The sequence below is a fragment of the Limnohabitans sp. DM1 genome, assembly GCF_001269385.1.
In the GTDB taxonomy this organism is placed as follows: domain Bacteria; phylum Pseudomonadota; class Gammaproteobacteria; order Burkholderiales; family Burkholderiaceae_C; genus Limnohabitans_A.
Genome location: NZ_CXOO01000014.1, coordinates 21,102 through 34,824, shown reverse-complemented (window position 1 = coordinate 34,824; position 13,723 = coordinate 21,102). Strand labels below are relative to the sequence as shown.

11 protein-coding genes are annotated in these 13,723 nt (G+C 60.3%); 10 read left to right on the top strand and 1 reads right to left on the bottom strand.

Annotated features, from left to right (window positions below):
* Positions 1 to 2: 2 nt before the first annotated feature.
* The 7 genes from AMM33_RS05160 (at position 3) to AMM33_RS05130 (ending at position 9,570) form a co-directional block, all read left to right on the top strand.
* A complete protein-coding gene (locus AMM33_RS05160; protein ID WP_090139317.1) occupies positions 3 to 2,870 on the top strand; it encodes a 2-oxoglutarate dehydrogenase E1 component in 2,868 nt (955 codons plus the stop codon).
* Positions 2,871 to 2,961: 91 nt separating this feature from the next.
* Positions 2,962 to 4,215, top strand: a complete 1,254-nt coding sequence (gene odhB / locus AMM33_RS05155) for a 2-oxoglutarate dehydrogenase complex dihydrolipoyllysine-residue succinyltransferase (RefSeq protein ID WP_090139316.1) — start codon at positions 2,962 to 2,964, stop codon at positions 4,213 to 4,215.
* Positions 4,216 to 4,273: 58 nt separating this feature from the next.
* Positions 4,274 to 5,701, top strand: coding sequence for a dihydrolipoyl dehydrogenase (gene lpdA, locus AMM33_RS05150; RefSeq protein ID WP_090139558.1), 1,428 nt, complete (start codon positions 4,274 to 4,276; stop codon positions 5,699 to 5,701).
* A gap of 113 nt (positions 5,702 to 5,814) precedes the next feature.
* Positions 5,815 to 6,912, top strand: coding sequence for a cell division protein ZapE (gene zapE / locus AMM33_RS05145; RefSeq protein ID WP_090139315.1), 1,098 nt, complete (start codon positions 5,815 to 5,817; stop codon positions 6,910 to 6,912).
* Positions 6,909 to 7,247 (top strand): hypothetical protein, encoded by a 339-nt coding sequence (locus tag AMM33_RS05140; RefSeq protein ID WP_090139314.1) that lies wholly within the window; start codon positions 6,909 to 6,911, stop codon positions 7,245 to 7,247. Before zapE ends, AMM33_RS05140 begins: the two co-directional genes overlap by 4 nt.
* Complete coding sequence (locus AMM33_RS05135) at positions 7,244 to 7,462, top strand: DUF465 domain-containing protein (protein WP_228767969.1); 219 nt, start codon at positions 7,244 to 7,246, stop codon at positions 7,460 to 7,462. Before AMM33_RS05140 ends, AMM33_RS05135 begins: the two co-directional genes overlap by 4 nt.
* Positions 7,463 to 7,557: 95 nt before the next feature.
* Complete coding sequence (locus AMM33_RS05130; RefSeq protein WP_090139555.1) at positions 7,558 to 9,570, top strand: ATP-dependent DNA helicase; 2,013 nt, start codon at positions 7,558 to 7,560, stop codon at positions 9,568 to 9,570.
* Here the strand turns inward: AMM33_RS05130 and AMM33_RS05125 are convergent.
* Positions 9,536 to 10,342 carry an outer membrane protein assembly factor BamD gene (locus tag AMM33_RS05125; protein ID WP_090139312.1) on the bottom strand — a complete coding sequence of 269 codons (807 nt, stop codon included), beginning with the start codon at positions 10,340 to 10,342 and terminating at the stop codon, positions 9,536 to 9,538. The two genes, AMM33_RS05130 and AMM33_RS05125, sit on opposite strands and share 35 nt — an antisense overlap.
* A 23-nt stretch (positions 10,343 to 10,365) precedes the next feature.
* Between AMM33_RS05125 and AMM33_RS05120 the strand changes: the two genes are divergently transcribed.
* The 3 genes from AMM33_RS05120 (at position 10,366) to AMM33_RS05110 (ending at position 13,633) form a co-directional block, all read left to right on the top strand.
* Positions 10,366 to 11,400: an RluA family pseudouridine synthase gene (locus AMM33_RS05120; RefSeq protein WP_090139311.1), complete on the top strand. Its 1,035-nt coding sequence runs from the start codon at positions 10,366 to 10,368 to the stop codon at positions 11,398 to 11,400.
* 140 nt (positions 11,401 to 11,540) lie between these two features.
* Positions 11,541 to 12,404: an SMC-Scp complex subunit ScpB gene (gene scpB, locus AMM33_RS05115; RefSeq protein ID WP_090139310.1), complete on the top strand. Its 864-nt coding sequence runs from the start codon at positions 11,541 to 11,543 to the stop codon at positions 12,402 to 12,404.
* Positions 12,401 to 13,633, top strand: a complete 1,233-nt coding sequence (locus AMM33_RS05110) for a pseudouridine synthase (protein WP_090139309.1) — start codon at positions 12,401 to 12,403, stop codon at positions 13,631 to 13,633. Before scpB ends, AMM33_RS05110 begins: the two co-directional genes overlap by 4 nt.
* Positions 13,634 to 13,723 lie beyond the last annotated feature (90 nt).

Genomic DNA, 13,723 nt, shown 5'->3' with positions numbered 1-13,723 from the left:
ATATGAGCGAGACTAATTCCGTCTACGCTGCCTACCAAGGCAACACCTATTTGTTCGGCGGCAACGCCCCGTACGTCGAAGAGATGTACGAAAACTACCTGGCCAACCCCGGCAGCGTCCCAGATTCCTGGCGTGAGTATTTCGACGCCCTCCAGCACGTTCCCGCAGTCGACGGCACCAACGCCAAAGACGTCCCCCATATGCCCGTCATCAACGCCTTTGCCGAGCGCGCCAAGTCCGGCGGCACCAAAGTCGTCATGGCCAGCGCCGATGTCGAGATGGGCCGCAAGCGCACCGCCGTTCAACAGTTGATCGCCGCTTACCGCAACGTGGGCCAACGCTGGGCCGACCTCGACCCCTTGAAGCGCACCGAGCGCCCCAATATTCCTGATCTCGACCCCGCTTTCTTCGGCTTCACCGATGCCGACCAGGAAACCGTGTTCGACACCAGCAACACCTTCTTCGGCAAAAACCGCATGTCTTTGCGCGAGCTGCTCAATGCACTGCGCGAGACCTATTGCGGCACGATCGGGGCCGAGTACATGTACACCACCGAGCAGGCTGAAAAGCGCTGGTGGCAGCAAAAGCTCGAAAGCATCCGCAGCAAGCCCAATTTCACGGCCGAGAAGAAAAAACAGATCCTCGACCGCCTGACGGCTGCCGAAGGCCTGGAGCGCTACCTGCACACCAAATACGTGGGCCAAAAGCGCTTCTCCCTCGAAGGCGGTGAGAGCTTCATCGCCGCCATGGACGAGCTGATCCAGTCGGCCGGTGCACAAGGCGTGCAGGAAGTCGTGATCGGCATGGCCCACCGTGGCCGCCTGAACGTGCTGGTCAACACCATGGGCAAGTTGCCCGCGGACCTGTTTGCCGAGTTTGACCACACCGCCCCCGAAGAGCTGCCTGCGGGTGACGTGAAGTACCACCAGGGTTTCAGCTCTGACGTGAGCACTTCGGGTGGCCCTGTGCACTTGTCGCTGGCGTTCAACCCCTCGCACCTCGAAATCGTGAACCCCGTGGTCGAAGGCTCGGTGCGTGCCCGCATGGACCGCCGCGATGACCCTCTGGGCAAGCAAGTGCTGCCCGTGCTGGTGCACGGCGACGCCGCGTTTGGTGGCCAAGGTGTGAACCAGGAAACCTTTGCCCTGGCGCAAACCCGTGGTTATTCCACAGGCGGCACGGTGCACATCATCATCAACAACCAGATCGGTTTCACGACGTCCGACCCGCGCGACATGCGCTCGAGCGTGTTCTGTACCGATATCGTCAAGATGGTCGAAGCCCCGGTGCTGCACGTCAACGGCGACGATCCTGAAGCCGTGGTCATGGCTGCGCAGCTCGCCCTCGAATACCGCATGACCTTCCGCAAGGACGTGGTGCTGGACGTGGTGTGCTTCCGCAAACTGGGCCACAACGAGCAGGACACCCCTGCTTTGACCCAGCCGCTGATGTACAAAAAGATTGCCGCTCACCCTGGCACGCGCAAACTGTTTGCCGACAAACTGGCCGCACAAGGCCTGGGCGACACATTGGGCGAGGACATGGCCAAGGCCTACCGCGCCGCCCTGGACGCAGGCAAGAACACGACCGACCCCGTGTTGACCAACTTCAAGACCAAGTTCACCGTGGACTGGTCGCCCTTCCTGGGCAAGAAGTGGACCGATGCGGGCGACACCGCCATCCCTCTGGCCGAGTGGAAGCGTGTGGCCGAAAAAATCACGACCATCCCTGAATCGGTCACACCACACCAGCTGGTCAAAAAGGTGTACGACGACCGCGCGGCCATGGGCCGTGGCGAGATTCCGGTGGACTGGGGCATGGGCGAGCACATGGCTTTCGCCTCTTTGGTGGCCAGCGGCTACCCTGTGCGTCTGTCGGGCGAGGACTGCGGCCGTGGAACCTTCACACACCGCCATGCGGTCATCCATGACCAAAAGCGCGAAAAGTGGGACACCGGCACCTATGTGGCGCTGCAAAACGTCACCGACAACCAGGCACCCTTCACCGTGATCGACTCGATCCTGTCCGAGGAAGCGGTGCTGGCTTTTGAGTACGGCTACGCCTCGAACGACCCCAACACCTTGGTGATCTGGGAAGCGCAGTTTGGCGACTTTGCCAACGGTGCACAGGTGGTGATCGACCAGTTCATCGCCTCGGGCGAAGTCAAGTGGGGCCGTGTCAACGGCATCACCCTGATGCTGCCCCACGGCTACGAAGGCCAAGGCCCTGAGCACAGCTCCGCCCGCGTCGAGCGCTTCATGCAGCTGGCGGCCGACACCAACATGCAACTGGTGCAGCCCACCACCGCCAGCCAGATCTTCCATGTGCTGCGTCGCCAGATGGTGCGCAACCTGCGCAAGCCCTTGGTCATCTTCACGCCCAAGTCGCTGCTGCGCAACAAGGACGCGACATCGCCCGTGTCCGAGTTCACGCATGGCAGCTTCCAGACCGTGATCCCCGAGAACAAAACGCTCAAGGCCGACAAGGTCAAGCGCGTGGTGGCTTGCTCGGGCAAGGTGTACTACGACCTGGTCAAGCACCGCGAAGCCAAGGGTGCCGACGACGTGGCCATCATCCGTGTCGAGCAGCTGTATCCGTTCCCGCACAAGGCGTTTGCGGCCGAGCTGAAAAAGTACCCCAACGCCACCGACATCGTGTGGTGCCAGGACGAGCCACAAAACCAGGGCGCCTGGTTCTTCATCCAGCACAACATCCACGAGAACATGCTGGACGGCCAAAAGCTCGGTTATGCCGGTCGCGCAGCCTCTGCCTCGCCTGCGGTGGGTTACTCGCACCTGCACCAGGACCAGCAAAAGGCGCTGATCGAGGCGGCCTTCGCCAAGCTCAAGGGCTTCGTGCTGACCAAGTGAGGCGGCTTCTGGCGGTGAGTGTTCGTCGCCAGACCCTTCACCCACATCCTCCCGTACACCTACCTAACGTACAACGCATAACGGAAAAATCATGGCAATCGTAGAAGTCAAAGTTCCCCAACTGTCCGAGTCCGTGGCTGAGGCCACCATGCTGCAGTGGAAAAAGAAAGTCGGCGACACCGTGGCCGCCGACGAGATCCTGATCGAGATCGAAACCGACAAGGTCGTCCTTGAAGTGCCCGCGCCCGCCGCTGGCGTGCTGTCTGAAATCATCCAGGGCGATGGTGCCACAGTGGCCGCCGAGCAACTGATCGCCCGCATCGACACCGACGGCAAAGTCGCCGCTGCGGCGCCTGCCGCTGCTGCACCAGCTGCCGCTGCACCAGCTCCTGCGGCTGCTGCGCCAGCCGCTGCAACAGGTGGCAGCATGGCCGGTGTGGCCATGCCCGCCGCTGCCAAACTCATGGCCGACAACAGCTTGGCTGCAGGTTCTGTGGCCGGTTCTGGCAAAGACGGCCGCGTGACCAAGGGCGATGTGCTGGCCGCTGTGGCCGGTGGCGTCAAGTCCACAGCTGCCGTGATCCCGACCGGCGTTCCCACCAAGGCTTTGCCTCAGGTGTCCGGCCCAGCTGTGGATTTGGGCGAGCGCCCTGAGCAGCGCGTGCCCATGACCCGCCTGCGTGCCCGCGTGGCCGAGCGTTTGCTGCAATCGCAGTCCACCAACGCCATCTTGACGACCTTCAACGAAATCAACATGGCCCCGGTCATGGAGATGCGCAAGCGCATGCAAGAGCGTTTCGAGAAGGAACACGGCTGCAAGCTGGGCTTCATGAGCTTCTTCGTCAAAGCCGCTGTGCACGCCCTGAAGAAATTCCCCGTGCTCAATGCCTCTGTTGACGGCAACGACATCGTCTACCACGGCTATTTCGACATCGGTATTGCTGTGGGTTCGCCCCGTGGTTTGGTGGTGCCGATCCTGCGCAACGCCGACCAGATGAGCTTTGCCGACATCGAGAAAAAGATCGCCGAATTCGGCGTCAAGGCCCGTGACGGCAAGCTTGGCATGGAAGAAATGACCGGCGGCACCTTCTCGATCTCGAACGGCGGCACCTTCGGCTCGATGATGTCCACCCCCATCATCAACCCACCCCAGTCGGCGATTTTGGGCGTGCACGCGACCAAAGACCGCGCCATGGTGGAAAACGGCCAGGTCGTGGTTCGCCCCATGAACTACTTCGCCATGTCCTACGACCACCGCATCATTGACGGCCGCGAAGCTGTCTTGGGCTTGGTCGCCATGAAGGAGGCGCTGGAAGACCCAGCCCGCCTGCTGTTCGACATCTAATTCCTTGTTTTGAATGCCCCCTGCCCAGGGGGCGTTTTTCATCCAGAAGACATTCACCATGAGCAAACAATTCGACGTCGTTGTCATCGGCGGTGGCCCCGGTGGCTACATCGCAGCCATCCGCGCTGCACAACTCGGTTTCCAGGTCGCCTGTATCGACGAGTGGAAAAACGCAGCCGGTGGCCCAGCCCCTGGCGGCACCTGCACCAACGTGGGTTGCATCCCCTCCAAGGCTTTGTTGCAGTCCAGCGAGCACTTTGACCATGCCAACCACCACTTCGCCGAGCACGGCATCAGCGCCAAAGACGTGAAGATGGACGTGGCCAAGATGATTGCCCGCAAGGACATCGTCGTGAAGCAAAACAACGACGGCATCTTGTACTTGCTGAAAAAGAACAAGGTCACGTTCTTTCACGGTCGCGGCAGCTTTGCGAGCAAGGCTGAAGGCGGCTACGAGATCAAGGTGGCAGGCAAAACAGAAGAGTCGATCACCGGCAAAAACATCATCATCGCTACCGGCTCCAACGCCCGTGCTTTGCCCGGCACACCGTTTGACGAAGTCAATGTGTTGTCGAACGACGGCGCATTGCGCGTGGGTGCTGTGCCCAAGAAGCTGGCCCTGATTGGCTCCGGCGTGATCGGTCTGGAAATGGGTTCGGTCTGGCGTCGCCTGGGCGCAGAAGTCACCATTCTTGAGGGCCTGCCGACTTTCTTGGGTGCCGTGGATGAACAGATCGCCAAAGAAGCCAAGAAGGCATTCGACAAGCAAGGCTTGAAGATTGAGCTGGGCGTGAAAGTCGGCGAGATCGTCAACGGCAAGAAGGGCGTCACGGTCAATTACACCAACGCCAAGGGCGAAGCCGTGGTGCTGGACGCCGACAAGCTGATCATCTCGATCGGCCGCGTGCCCAACACCATCGGTTTGAACACCGAAGCGGTGGGCTTGCAGCTCGACGAGCGCGGCGCGATCGTGGTCGATGCGGATTGCAAAACCAACCTGTCCGGTGTCTGGGCGGTGGGTGACGTGGTGCGTGGCCCCATGCTGGCGCACAAAGCCGAGGAAGAGGGCGTTGCCGTGGCCGAGCGCATCGCTGGCCAACACGGTCACGTCAACTTCAACACCATCCCTTGGGTCATCTACACCAGCCCCGAAATTGCGTGGGTGGGCCGCACCGAGCAGCAGCTCAAAGCCGATGGCGTGGCGTACAAGGCGGGTTCCTTCCCGTTCCTGGCCAATGGCCGTGCCCGCGCCTTGGGCGACACGACCGGCATGGTGAAAATGCTGGCCGATGCGACCACCGACGAAATCTTGGGCGTGCACATCGTGGGCCCACAAGCCTCCGAGCTGATCGCCGAGGCCGTGGTGGCCATGGAATTCCGCGCCAGCGCGGAAGACATTGCCCGCATCTGCCACGCGCACCCCAGCTTGAGCGAGTCCACCAAAGAGGCCGCTTTGGCGGTGGACAAGCGCAGCCTGAACTTCTAAGACCTTGACGCACCCGGCACTGCAGCGCCGGGTGAGTTGGGTTAAAGTTCCGCATCCCTGAAAACCCGGGCCTGGTCCCGGGTTTTGTTATTGAATTGAAGAGCAAGCCACCCATGTCCGTTCGTGAAGTTTACGAAGAAGAACTCCAAAAACGGGGCTACCAAAGCGACCCCGCACAATTGCGGGCCATTGAGGCGCTGGAGCGCTGCGCCAGCGAGTGGGCGGCGTACAAGTCCAAGCGATCGGGCCTGCTGGCCAAGTTCCTGAGCAGCCCGGAGATCCCCAAGGGGGTCTACATGTTTGGCGGGGTGGGGCGTGGCAAGAGTTTTTTGATGGACTGCTTTTTTGCGGCCGTGCCCATCGAGCGCAAAACCCGCCTGCACTTTCACGAGTTCATGCGCGAGGTGCATCGCGAACTGACCGTGATCCAGGGCACCGTCAACCCGCTCGACGAATTGGGCAAACGCATGGCCAAGCGTTACCAACTCATTTGCTTCGATGAATTCCATGTGGCCGACATCACCGACGCCATGATTTTGCACCGCCTGTTGGTGGCGCTGTTCGACAACGGTGTGGGCTTTGTCACCACCTCCAACTTCGAGCCCGACGGCCTGTACCCCGACGGCCTGCACCGCGACCGCATCTTGCCCGCGATTGCTTTGCTCAACCAGCGCATGCAGGTGCTCAATGTGGACAACGGCACCGACTACCGCCGCCGCACGCTGGAGATGGTCAAGCTTTACCACTCGCCTTTGGGCGAGCAGGCCGATGCCGAGATGAACGACGCCTTCAACCGCCTGGCCACAGGGCCGGACGAAGACCCGGTGCTGCACATCGAAGCGCGCGAAATCACCGCCAAACGCCGTGCCGGGGATGTGGTCTGGTTTGACTTCCGCGCCATTTGTGGCGGCCCGCGCTCGCAAAACGACTACCTCGAAATCGCCACGCAGTACCACACGGTGCTGCTGAGCAACGTGCCGCACATGCCCGTGAGCATGGCGTCCGAGGCGCGGCGCTTCACTTGGTTGATCGACGTGCTGTACGACCGCCGGGTCAAGCTCATCATGTCGGCCGCCGTGCCGCCCGAAGGGTTGTACACCTCGGGCCCCATGTCGCACGAGTTTCCGCGCACCGTCTCGCGACTGCACGAGATGCAGTCGAGCGAGTTTCTGGCGCTGGAGCACCGCACCGTGGACACGCACCTGACATGATCAAACGCTTGTGTGGGCTTTTGTGGGTGTTCAGCGTCTCAGGCGTGAGTGCACAGTCACAGACGGCTTTGCCGGAGCACATTGTGTCGGGCCGTGAGGAATTGACCCGCCAGCGCCAAGCCGTCATGGCGGTCCATGAACAACAAGCCAGAGATTGCTGGCAAAAATTTGCGGTCAATGCCTGTTTGAGCGATGCCCGCAAAGTGCGCAGGCAGGCCCTGGAGCCCATTCGCCAAGAGGAATTGCGCCTGAATGTGGATGAGCGCCAGTGGCGCACGGAGCAGCGCGAGATTCGGCTCGAAGGTAAACAGACAGATGTTCGGAGTCCGCCATGATGGATGGTTCAAGTGCCGATTTGCGTTCGCCGCAGCGTCAACTCATTGAGTGGCAAATGGCGCATGCTGATCTGGATGCGCTGATTGACCAAGCCTGTCTGGCGCCTTTGCCGCTGGATGAGTTGCTTTTGCGCCGCCTGAAAAAACGGCGTCTGGCCTTGCGTGACCACATAGCCAAATTGCGTCAACTGATCGATCCCAAGGAGCCCGCTTGAGTCTTTTGGGGCAAAAGGTGGCCGAGACCCTTTCTGACCACGGCGTTTTGGCTCAGGCCGTGCCGGGATTTCAGCCCCGGCAGGGACAAACCGACATGGCCATGGCTGTGAGCCAGACCGTTCAAGAGGGGGGCCAACTGGTGGTGGAGGCGGGCACAGGTGTTGGCAAAACCTATGCCTATCTGGTGCCCGTTTTGCTGAGTGGGCAAAGGGCCTTGGTGTCTACGGCGACCAAGGCGCTGCAAGACCAATTGTTTTCACGCGATATCCCCCGACTGGTCGATGTGCTGGGTCTGCCGATTCGGGTGGCGCTGCTCAAGGGCCGCTCCAACTACCTGTGCCTGTACCGCATGGAGCAGGCTCGGCACAGCCCTGAGGCGGACGAGCCCGGCACACAAAGGGCTTTAGCCAAGATTGAAACCTGGTCGCAGGCGACGCGCACGGGCGACATGGCCGAATTGACGGGTCTGGACGAGCGCTCATCGCTGTGGCCCTTGGTCACATCCACACGGGACAACTGTCTGGGCTCGAGTTGTCCGCGCTACAAGGCCTGCCATGTGATGCTGGCTCGCAAAGAAGCCATGGCGGCGGATGTGGTGGTCATCAACCACCATTTGTTTTTCGCCGACATGGCCGTGCGTGAATCGGGTGTTGCCGAGCTTTTACCCACGGTGCGTGTGACGGTGTTTGACGAGGCCCACCAGCTCAACGAAATCGGTGTGAACTTTTTGGGCAAGCAGTTGTCGACCGTGCAATTGCTGGAACTGTCTCGCGATGTGTTGGCAACGGGTTTGCAACTGGCACGGGGCTTGGTGGATTGGCAACTCTTGAGTGGGCAATTGGAAAAAGCATCGCGAGACCTGCGCCTGGCCGCTGGTCTGCACCGAGGGTCTGTGCGCTTGCGCTGGACACAGTCCTTGCCTGAGGGGGTAGACGAGTCTGAGTGGACGGGGGCCATGGAGACCTTGAGGCACTCGCTGCAATTGCTGGAAGCCGGACTGGAGATGGTGAGCGAGTTGGCACCCGATTTTCAGCGCCTGTCTGACCGCACGCGCGAACTTTTACAGGCGGTAGCGCTGTTTTCCAGCGTGCCTGATCCGGAGGGTGTGCGTTGGGCAGAGGTCACTGCGCAGCTTCGACTGGTGGAGTCGCCGCTGGACATTGCTGATGCTTTTTCGGCCTTGACAAAACCCATCGCCTTGCCGACTGCATCTGCGCCCACGAATGAAGAAACGGATGCAGCGTCTGAACAAGGTCAAGCGCATGCCTGGCCTGTTGAACCATCGGCCGAAGCTGCTCAGGAGGCTGTGGTCCAGCGGGCCTGGGTTTTCACTTCGGCCACCTTGGGCGATGACCACACGCTGCGGTGGTTCACCGAGCCGTGTGGTTTGTCTTCAGCCACGGTGCTGCAGGTCAGCAGTCCTTTTGACTATGCTCGCCAGGCTGCTTTGTATGTGCCTGATCATTTACCGAAGCCCGGTGATCCGGGTCATGCTGTGCAGGTGGCGCATCTGGCCGCCGAGTCGGCGCGTTTGCTCGGCGGCAGAACCCTGGTGTTGACCACCACCTTGAATGCCATGCGCACAATTGGCGAGCAATTGCAGTCGCAACTGGATGCCAGTACGAATGTGGAGGTTCTGGTGCAAGGCCAAAGTCCCAAACGCCGTTTGATGGAACGCTTTCGTGAGGGTTCGCAGGGCGGTCAGGCGGGGTGTGTGCTGGTGGCTTCCGCCTCTTTTTGGGAAGGCTTTGATGTGCCAGGTGACGCGCTGCAACTGGTCATCATCGACAAATTACCCTTTCCCCCACCTGGTGACCCCTTGTTTGAGGCGCGCAGTCAGCGTGTCACGCGTGAGGGCCGCAGTGCGTTTGCCGACCACGCATTGCCAGAGGCCGCGGTGGCACTCAAGCAGGGTGCGGGCCGGCTCATTCGCAGTGAAGCAGACAGGGGGGTGCTGGTGGTGTGTGACAAGCGATTGACCAGCATGTCGTACGGGAGGCGTTTGATTCGTGGCTTGCCCGAGATGCGGCGATTGAACTCGCATCAGGAGTTTCAGGCCGCTTTGCTGCAACTCACCAAAGACGCCACCAACTCGACGACTTTTTGATGCCGTTGGCCTGGATGAATTTGGACTGGGGGAAGTTTTTTTCCAGAATACGCTGGGTATCGTCGCGCAAGACCGTCATGCTCATGGCGTCGTAGGACTTGATCAAAATTGCCAGAGCTTCCTCTAGGGCGGGCACACCCGGGTAATCCGTGAGGGCTTGTTGTGCACGGTTGATGGCGGCAATGTGTGCGCCACGGCTGGCGTAGTAGCGTGCCACATGCACCTCATAGGCGGCCAGCGAATTGACAATGTAAGTCATGCGCTGGCGGGCTTCTGGCGCGTATTTGGAGTCCGGAAAACGCGCCACCAATTCCCGGAAGGACTCGTAAGAGTCTTTTGCAGCTTTTTGGTCCCGCTCTGACAAGTCCTGGTTGGTGATGGCCGAAAAGAGCCCCAGGTTGTCATTGAAGTTGACCAAGCCTTTGAGGTAGATGGCGTAATCCAGCGCGGGGCTGGTCGGGTGCAGGCGAATGAAACGATCCAGTGTCGCCAGGGCCTGAACTTTGTCACCGGTTTTATATTGGGCGAAAGCCTTGTCAATTTGTGCTTGCTGGGCCAGCACAGTGCCCGCAGCACGACCTTCAAGTTTTTCATACAAGCGAATGGCTTTGTCCCAAGCGCCAGCATTGACCTCATCGCGCGCTTCCTTGTAAATCTTTTCAGGAGTCCAGCCTGCCGTGATGTCCTTGGGTGTGCTGGAGCAACCACCCAGAAGGAGCCCCAAAGCCACCACCAAGCTGGCTGGAACCACCGATAATCTGTAGCTTTGCATCTCTGACGTCCTTGAACTGTTCAATGGAATCCATTATATCGACCACCACCTTCAGTCAAACTGCCAATACCGCTTCGTCAGACGACGCTGAACGTCTTGGCGAAAGCCCCGAGCTGGAAGTTCGAAGCACCCAGGTGCCCATGGATTTACATGGTCAGCGCCTGGACCGCGCCCTGGCCCAAATGGTGCCTGAGTTTTCGCGCAGTTTTTTACAGCAACTGATCGAGCAAGGCGAAGTCTTGGTCGATGGACGCGTGACGACCAAGGTTTCAACCAAGGTGAGGCTGGGGCATCGCGTGCAAGTGACTTTGCGCGCCACGCCGCAGTCACAAGCTTTCGTGCCCGAGGTCATGACTATTGAGGTGGTCTATGAAGATGCCCATCTGCGCGTCATCCACAAACCTGCTGGTCTGGTGGTGCACCCTGCGCCGGGCAATTGGCGCGGCACTTTGCTCAATGGTCTGTTGGCGCTCGACCCTGCGGCAGCCGACGTGCCGCGTGCTGGCATTGTTCACCGTCTTGACAAAGACACCAGTGGCTTGATGGTTGTGGCCCGCACGCGTCAGGCCATGGACGCGCTGGTGCAGCAAATTGCCGCCCGCGAGGTCCATCGCCAATACCTGGCACTCGCGCACAAAGCCTGGACCAGAGCATCGCCGCTGACCATCGAGGCCGCCATCGGGCGTGATCCAGCCAATCGTTTGCGCATGGGCGTGGTTGATTTGACGCACCAGTCAGGCAAAACAGCGTCCACTACGGTGGATGTGCTGGGTCAAACTGATCGTTTTTGTTTGGTGCAATGCACCTTGCACACCGGGCGTACACATCAAATTAGGGTGCACATGGCGCATGTGGGTCATGCCTTGCTGGCCGATGAGGTGTATGGCGGCGCGCCCGCGCTGGGCATGCAGCGCCAAGCTTTGCATGCTTGGCATTTGGCATTCACCCATCCGATCACGGGGACAGCCATTGATCTGCGTACCGATTTGCCAGAGGACATGGCGCAAGCATTGGCCTTGGGAGGCCTCAGCTACAATGGGTCTTCACAGGGAGCCTGAGCGGATCATCCGGTTGGGCACATCCAGGGCTTGGCCATAGGGGTTTGAGCCCATCAGAACGGGCTGTTTTTGCACTGAATCAGCCACCATCTCTGCACCTTTGACGCCGTGAGGCGTCTTTATCCCGAAAGATTGACACCATGAATATGGCGCAAGCCAAGCGTGTCCTGGAAACGGCGCTGCTGACAGCAGGCCAGCCTCTGTCATTGCGCGATCTGCGCACGCTGTTTGACGATGCTCTCGGGGCCGACACCCTGCGGCAAATGCTGCAAGACCTTCAACTGGAATGGACCCAACGCGGATTGGAGCTGGCCTGTGTGGCCAGCGGTTGGCGCTTTCAGAGCCGACCCGAGATGCGGCAGTTTTTGGACCGACTGCATCCGGAAAAGCCGCCCAAATACACCCGGGCCGTGCTCGAAACGCTGGCCATCATCGCTTACCGACAGCCGGTCACCCGTGGGGATATGGAAGACATCCGCGGGGTCACCATCAGCACGCCCATACTGAAACAGCTGGAAGACCGAGGCTGGGTGGAAGTCATCGGCCACCGAGAAACGGTAGGCCGCCCGGGTCTGTATGCCACGACGCGCCAGTTTCTGGACGATCTGGGGTTGTCTTCGCTGGACCAGCTGCCCATGCTCACGCAGGCAGACGGCCAAGACTCGGGGTTGAGCGGTCTGATTGAGCAGCTGCCAGTTCAACCGGCCTTGTCGCTCGAAGAGGCCATTGGGCAAGTTTCCGGCTCTTTGCCATTTGATGAGCCTGAGACAGCTGATATACATAACATGCCCGAATCTGCGCAAGGGGCAGAACCAGAGCGTGAGGCATTGCCCGAGACGATGACCACTGACAACACGCAGGCAGAAGAGCCCGAGGCGCACGATGCGGCGCATGTGATTGCGCCTGCCTCTTTCTGTACTTCTTTGGGTTCTGCCGATGCTGGTCTTGCCCCATCCTCTACACCCATAAGCCGTTTGCACGGCGAAGAACCTGACCACCCATGACGCCTAAAACTCACGACACCCCTTCGACACCCGCCGGTGAATATGAATCCCGCATCCGCAAGCCAAAGGCTAGCCCACCCGAAACCGCGTACAAACCCATTGAACTGTCCGATGTGGTTTCCGGACAATTTGATGAAGAAGAGGAGGCCTTGCAGCTTGTCGAGGCCGATTTGGGTAAGCGCGTTCTGGCCCCCGAGGTCGATTCACCCAAGCTGCACAAAGTGCTGGCACAAGCGGGCATGGGCTCGCGCCTGGAGATGGAAAAGCTCATTGCCGAAGGCCGTGTGGCCGTTAACAATGAACCGGCGCACGTCGGACAACGCGTGCAGTTCGGCGATCAGATCAAGGTCAATGGCAAGCCGATCCGCATCCGTATCGATCCGCCACCCGCACGCGTGATTGCTTACCACAAGCCTGCAGGCGAGATCGTCAGTCACGATGATCCGCAAAACCGTCCTTCGGTTTTTCGCAAATTGCCCCGATTGATGAATGGCAAATGGCAGTCCGTCGGTCGTCTGGATCTGAACACCGAAGGCTTGCTGCTGTTCACCAGCTCGGGCGAGCTGGCCAATCAGCTGATGCACCCCCGCTTCGGGCTGGAGCGCGAATACGCGGTGCGGGTGCTGGGCGCCTTGAGCAAGGACGAAAAACAGAAATTGCTCGATGGCGTCATGCTTGAAGACGGTCTGGCGCAGTTCGGCTCCATCGAAGACGGCGGGGGCGAAGGCTCCAATTGCTGGTACCGCGTGACGATTTCCGAGGGTCGCAACCGCGAGGTGCGTCGCATGATGGAGTCGGTCGGTCATGCGGTGAGTCGCCTGATCCGTATCCGTTACGGTGCCATGGTCTTGCCGCACGGTTTGCGCCGTGGGGCTTGGTTAGAACTGGACGAGGCGGATATCCGTTCGCTCATGCTTGCGGCGGGTACCCTCGACCGACCTCGGACGGCGCTTGCGCGCCCTGTCTCACGAACCGACCGCAACGACCGTCGTCCTCGCACAGGCGGACAGGGCAGGGCAGGGACAGCTGTGCCGCGCGCCAAACCAGCGGCCAAACCCAACCAGGCGCCGGGCGGCTCCGGCTTGCATGCGAAGTCGGATGTCCCGAAAACTGAGGCCAAGTACATTGGAGCCGAGAGCTTCAATCGCTTGAAAAAGGTCCCGGGCGGTCCAGGCCGGGGTGGTCGTGGCAGTGGTGGCAGTGGTGGCAGTGGTGGCCGCAGCCGTTGATTTCAGTTTCTCCTGTGGGGCCATGCGGCCTCGCTCGCCTTTTGGCGGGGTCTGCTCAGGTTAGAATCACTGGCTTTGCCGTAGGGCAAA

Excerpts from the sequence above, each read along its gene's own strand:
- AMM33_RS05160 (WP_090139317.1), top strand. The coding sequence starts at position 3 with ATGAGCGAGACTAATTCCGTCTACGCTGCCTACCAAGGCAACACCTAT.
- odhB (WP_090139316.1), top strand. The coding sequence starts at position 2,962 with ATGGCAATCGTAGAAGTCAAAGTTCCCCAACTGTCCGAGTCCGTGGCT.
- lpdA (WP_090139558.1), top strand. The coding sequence starts at position 4,274 with ATGAGCAAACAATTCGACGTCGTTGTCATCGGCGGTGGCCCCGGTGGC.
- zapE (WP_090139315.1), top strand. The coding sequence starts at position 5,815 with ATGTCCGTTCGTGAAGTTTACGAAGAAGAACTCCAAAAACGGGGCTAC.
- AMM33_RS05140 (WP_090139314.1), top strand. The coding sequence starts at position 6,909 with ATGATCAAACGCTTGTGTGGGCTTTTGTGGGTGTTCAGCGTCTCAGGC.
- AMM33_RS05135 (WP_228767969.1), top strand. The coding sequence starts at position 7,244 with ATGATGGATGGTTCAAGTGCCGATTTGCGTTCGCCGCAGCGTCAACTC.
- AMM33_RS05130 (WP_090139555.1), top strand. The coding sequence starts at position 7,558 with ATGGCCATGGCTGTGAGCCAGACCGTTCAAGAGGGGGGCCAACTGGTG.
- AMM33_RS05125 (WP_090139312.1), bottom strand. The coding sequence starts at position 10,342 with ATGCAAAGCTACAGATTATCGGTGGTTCCAGCCAGCTTGGTGGTGGCT.
- AMM33_RS05120 (WP_090139311.1), top strand. The coding sequence starts at position 10,366 with ATGGAATCCATTATATCGACCACCACCTTCAGTCAAACTGCCAATACC.
- scpB (WP_090139310.1), top strand. The coding sequence starts at position 11,541 with ATGAATATGGCGCAAGCCAAGCGTGTCCTGGAAACGGCGCTGCTGACA.
- AMM33_RS05110 (WP_090139309.1), top strand. The coding sequence starts at position 12,401 with ATGACGCCTAAAACTCACGACACCCCTTCGACACCCGCCGGTGAATAT.